This is a genomic window from Dolichospermum sp. LEGE 00246 (assembly GCF_015207865.1).
GTDB lineage: Bacteria > Cyanobacteriota > Cyanobacteriia > Cyanobacteriales > Nostocaceae > Dolichospermum > Dolichospermum heterosporum.
On the sequence record NZ_JADEWA010000393.1, the window covers coordinates 1 to 5,205 of the forward strand.

The following is a 5,205-nucleotide window of genomic DNA, read 5'->3' on the forward strand; positions in this document are numbered from 1 at the left end:
GTAGTTAGAGTTTCCTTATCTGCTTCCTCCGTATCTAAGTTTTTCTCTAAGAATTTCTCAGTAGTTAGAGTTTCCTTATCTGCTTCCTCCGTATCTAAGTTTTTCTCTAAGAATTTCTCAGTAGTTAGAGTTTCCTTATCTGCTTCCTCCGTATCTAAGTTTTTCTCTAAGAATTTCTCAGTAGTTATTGACCCCGGCGATAGTTGCAAGGTATTGAACTCTGTTAACTCCGATGGCGGCAACTCTGGGATCAAGAAGATTTCCTGCTGTCTATCTTTGTTTTCTAATAGTGCCGTTGCCGGACGGGACTCCAAGGGGTCTAGCCAACTCGGCGGGATATCGTACCACTCGCTCAGGATAACCGGGGAATCGTTTACTGAGGATGTCTGTACAGTAGTTATCGTTCTCGCAGATTCCCACAAGTTCCCAACCTGCACGGAGTCCGGCAATTCCAAAACCTGCTCCGACTCCTGAACATAAATCGAGTTGTCGCATTTTTCCTCTAAGAAAATCAAACTGACTTTTTCGTTGACTTCAAACCACCCAATTGAAAACCCCAATTCCACTGCATTATCGACAACTGACAAATTCAGCTTCAGGGCTTGACTGAGTTCTTGTGTGGAAGCTGTTGTTCCATCACTCAAAAACAAAGCTATAAACCCTATCAGTTCCCAGTGTTCAGTAAGTTTTTTAAAATACCAATCTGGACTTAGATACTTTTGCTTAATGTAGTTAGTAACAATTATGGTTTGGTGTTTCCAAGTAATTGTGTGGCCGTCGTAAGAGCATGAACCGTCTTCCCAGGACTGACAATAATCCCAAGGCGTAGTTAATTGAGTGTTAACCATTGTCAGTAACTCCCTGAATCACTGTTGATGCTGCTTTCTAGTTGTGAGTCTGCACTGATTATTTTTGTTGATGTGGTTTCTGATTGGAGCTTTGGAATCGGAACTTCAGCAATAGTATGAGAATCATCAGTGCTTATATTTTCTGTTTCTATTCTCAATAAGGAATTTTCCCTAGCAATAAGATCATCTGCCACATCACCTATCACACCACTTTGCACACCAGAAATACTTGCTGTACAAGACTTATGTTGATCGCACACCAATTTCTCTTCTTTTTTCTTTTCTTCATTAAATTCTGTTTCACATTGTTGGGAAAAAGTTAAATCATTTTCTTGATTTTCTGTTTCCACAAAATTATTAAAACTGGTGTGATTGGTGTGGAAGTCTTGATTTACAAGGCTTTCTTGGTGTGGCAACTGCTGTGTATCTGGTTTGGAATTTTCATTTATTGCTATGTAGTTTTGCTTATTGACAATAGAACCAAAACTTACACCTTGTAACACTTGCATATTACGTTTACCAGATGGATGAGGTACAGTTACTAATTTGGCTTTGGGGAACAGTTGTTTAAACCTTGCTATCACCTGATTTACAGCCTTCACATTCTTATCTGATGCTTTTACCTGCTCTTGCCAAATAGCTTTTTGCTTCCCATTTTTAGTTTCTTCATAGGTAAGAGTTCCGTTATCTAAATACCACTGCTCTAACCTGGTCCAAATATCTGAGGCTGATAGATAGTCATTAGGGTCATAATTTAATTCTGTATCCTGGATAAACTCGAATAGGTGAGAGTTTTCTACTTGGATATCTTCTAGTGTTTGTTGGGTGCAACTGTAATCTATACCGTTAATCATCAAATCTTTAAGGGCATCAAGTAGGCGATTCAACAAAGCAGGGCATACCATCAGCCGTAAAAACATGGGGTCATAAGCAAAACGTGGATCTGCTTCTAATTCCCCCTTGCTTGGATCTGCACCTATCTTGAATGTCTTATTAAAATCTATGACTGCATTACGAGATAGTATGGCCTCAAGACTACCTTGTATATTTGGGACATCGTTGATATTGAATAAACAGATTGCATTGGGTGTGAACTCCTCATCATCTTTGCCTTTGCCCTCAGAATCAAGTGGATTACCAGTAACAAATGCTTTGAGGCTCTGGATCTTATCTAGCTTTGTGCTATTGGTATTTTCCGATCCCCAGTTTATCCGCGAATAGATTAATTTACGCAGTGGGAATTTGCGCCCAGCATCATATTGAGCAAAGTCAGTAAGGGTAGCTGATGTTATACCTTGTTTACCATAAATTGTGGCGATCGCTTCTCTGAGAGCATCTTTACCATTGCTACCTGTACCTTTGAGGAGTAAAGCCCGAATTAATCTACCCTTCAAACGTCTGACATTGGGTAAGTCTAAGCTGGCAGCTATGACTTTTAAGAAAATTTCCCGTTGAGGTGCATCCAATACATTAAGTAAGCGATCGCAATCTCCGGGATCTGCATTAGGATTATATTCAATCAGTGGAGCATATGTGTAATAGTAGCTGGGGTGATGGGCGACTAACTGCCATGATGGTTTATTACCATCCCACGTAATTTGCAGAATACCGTTGAGACAGTTTAATCCAGATGGGTTGAGACTATCTAACTTCACGGAAAGCTTTGATTTTGCCCATTTTATTGCTTCATCAATTCTGGAGGGTTTGGCATAAGGATAGGTTGCAACCAGTGTGTTATTTTCCTCACGTTTCCAAACTACATAGCTGTCGCAAAAATCGGCTATCCGCCTTCTCTCTATACATTCCGGTACTAGCTGGTAATGATTGCCTACCCATTTATAAAGCTTATCACCAGCGCAAATCCAAGGGGTATCCATGTAGAGTGCTTCTAATGCCAATTGCGAAAATCCTAATTTTTTTCTTTCTTTACCAGGGGGAATATCATCAAATTCTTCTTGCGCTTGTTCCGTTTGTTGTTGTGCTGCTTCCCTGATTTGGTTTTGTAGTAGGCTGGCTAATTCATCTCCATTCATGGCTACTATATTTGCAAAATCAGCTATATCGCCCTTTTCTGGACATTCTGGGAAGATGGTTAGAGGATCAATTACTACAAATGGTAATCCGACTTTAGCAGCAGCTTCACCGCATTTTTTAGCTTTGCTGTATCCGGTATCATCATGATCTGGCCAATAAATTATCCCAGCTACCCCAGCATCCTTGAGAGATTGAAAATACTGAAATAAAACCTTTTCACCCCAACTACCACCTTGAAAAGTGAATGTTAGTAGTTGATAAACGAACCGTGCAATGTCGGTACATTTCTCACCCTCAACTCCTAACACCCATTTACCTGCACCGTATTGGCATATTTCATCAAATCGGTATGGTTGCCAGTCATCACTACTCTTGCCTTTGCCTTTGACTGTCTCACCTTTATTGTTGATGTGGTAGGGAATGGTTATTTTATCCTCATTTGGTTTATCAGTTCGGTTTACCCACTGGGTAGAAGAATAGGGGTATTTAGTAATCAGGTTTTCCCCCACCATTATTGTTTCCAGTGCTGTTACTGGGTTAGGCAAAATGCCTATGCTGATGTTATCTGTGGAGATTGGGGCTGGTTGTAGGTTTTTCGCTTTACGTCGGATAGGGGTAACTTTGGGGTGTGAAGTGTATTTACTGTGCTTGCGTTCCTCTAACACTTCAGACCAGGGTTTGATTGCTTCCCGAATATTTCTGCATTCGCACCCATTCCAGCACTGATATTCACCTGTATTAATGTCAATGCTGAGGTTATGCCCTTCACACACTGGACAAATGTATTTATTTTTTTCCTTAGCTGGTGTCAGATTGTCTAGAAAATTCCTAATGTCAAATGTCTCAAGAGGTTGATAAACGTTGATGTCAGTGTTTGTTAGTACATGAGTTTTACCCGTTGCGGTGATAATGCTGTCTTTATAATCCTGAATGGGCTTTGGTGTGAGTTTCATGACTGCACCTCCTTAGCCGCGAAAATTAATTGTGCTAGAAATATCTTTGTGAGTATGGCTACGCCACGCAAGCTATCACCAGAGTCTGGAACTTGTTTGTAAATCCTTGCAGGAAATAGCAGTAAACTATTGGAGGTTAGGAAAAACCTGCTAAAAAAGCATAAAAAATCTCTCAATTCGTACTGGAGACAGTAGCACAATCCTGGTTTATGAGTCATAATGTAAGTTAATGAATTAAATTTTTTTTCAATTTTGCCTTAGCCAGTGTTTATGGTTAAGGTATTTCTTTACAAGTGAATTTAAGTTCCCCCCATTGTCGAAAAATTACTTTCTGCTATATAACAATAATATACACTATACTCCTACTACTTAACAATGATAGAACCTAAAGAAATATTAATTCAAGCTATAGAACAGGCAATTAGTGAAGGAACGACAAATGCTAAACTTTCTCGTGCTGCTGGTGTGAACAATAGTATGATTTCACGGTTGCTAAGTAGAGAAAGGGAAGATATAAGGTCTGGGGACTTCTTTAAGCTAGTTCATGCACTGCCTGAACACATTCGAGCAGCAACTATGGCTAAATTAGGAATGGTGAGCTTTGACTTAGCGGCAATTGTAGCAAGCTCGCCTCCAGAAGAAAAAGCTAGGGTATTGGAAGCGATCGCTCATTCTTTGAACGTCAAAAATCGGGTTAAAGAACGAGTAGTTGCGTGAATAAATGCTACCAATAGGTTATATACTATTTGATAAATGAATACTATAAGTTTTAATGATAGTTTCTTAGTGAGTGTAGTGTATTAAACCGTCAATTATTGCTACATTTAGATTGTAAACATTGACTGAACAGTGATATTGATAGGTTATTCTTGCAAGAAAAAGCTAGGATATCCCTACATTATGAAGTTCATACAAGTCAAGAATAAAGAAAAATAGAGAGTAGTAGGGTGAGTCAAGATAGTTTGAAACAAATTCTCAATGAATGTAATAAACTTGACGGTGCAATAATTACCGATGTGATTAAAAATTTAACTCATAAATTAAAAGATCAGGAAAAATCTACTCTCTTAGAGCAGCTTGTTTCTGATGTGAGTCCAGAGGTCAAAGCAACTTTGGTAAAGCGGTTGCTAGGTGATGGTGGATTACAAGTAACATTTGGACAATCCCACGTAAACGCCACCAATTTCTATAACATTCAGTCTGCTTCTACAGAACAGTTATCAGAAATTATCTTAGCTATCTCTGATATCATCAAAAAGTCTTAGTCTTTACCTATAGTTTTTACCTATACCAGGGTATTACCATTCTACTTTGTGCCACATTCAATAATTTATTGACTATATTTATTAGTAAAATACTGAGTCTTAGTT

The 5,205-nt window shown here is 38.9% G+C and carries 3 protein-coding genes and 1 pseudogene; 2 read left to right on the top strand and 2 right to left on the bottom strand.

The genetic code is table 11. From position 1 onward, the window contains the following. A pseudogene (locus tag IQ228_RS20555) lies at nt 1-848 on the bottom strand (DNA methylase); the annotation flags it as partial. 2 nt (nt 849-850) lie between these two features. Continuing rightward, nucleotides 851-3,835 (bottom strand): DUF5906 domain-containing protein, encoded by a 2,985-nt coding sequence (locus tag IQ228_RS20560; protein WP_193964210.1) that lies wholly within the window; start codon nt 3,833-3,835, stop codon nt 851-853. Nucleotides 3,836-4,210: 375 nt separating this feature from the next. Between IQ228_RS20560 and IQ228_RS20565 the strand changes: the two genes are divergently transcribed. After that, nucleotides 4,211-4,552: a hypothetical protein gene (locus IQ228_RS20565; protein WP_168651199.1), complete on the top strand. Its 342-nt coding sequence runs from the start codon at nt 4,211-4,213 to the stop codon at nt 4,550-4,552. A 230-nt stretch (nt 4,553-4,782) separates the two neighbouring features. Then, entirely contained in the window at nt 4,783-5,100 is a 318-nt protein-coding gene (locus IQ228_RS20570; RefSeq protein ID WP_015081707.1) for a hypothetical protein, read from the top strand. Nucleotides 5,101-5,205: the final 105 nt, after the last annotated feature.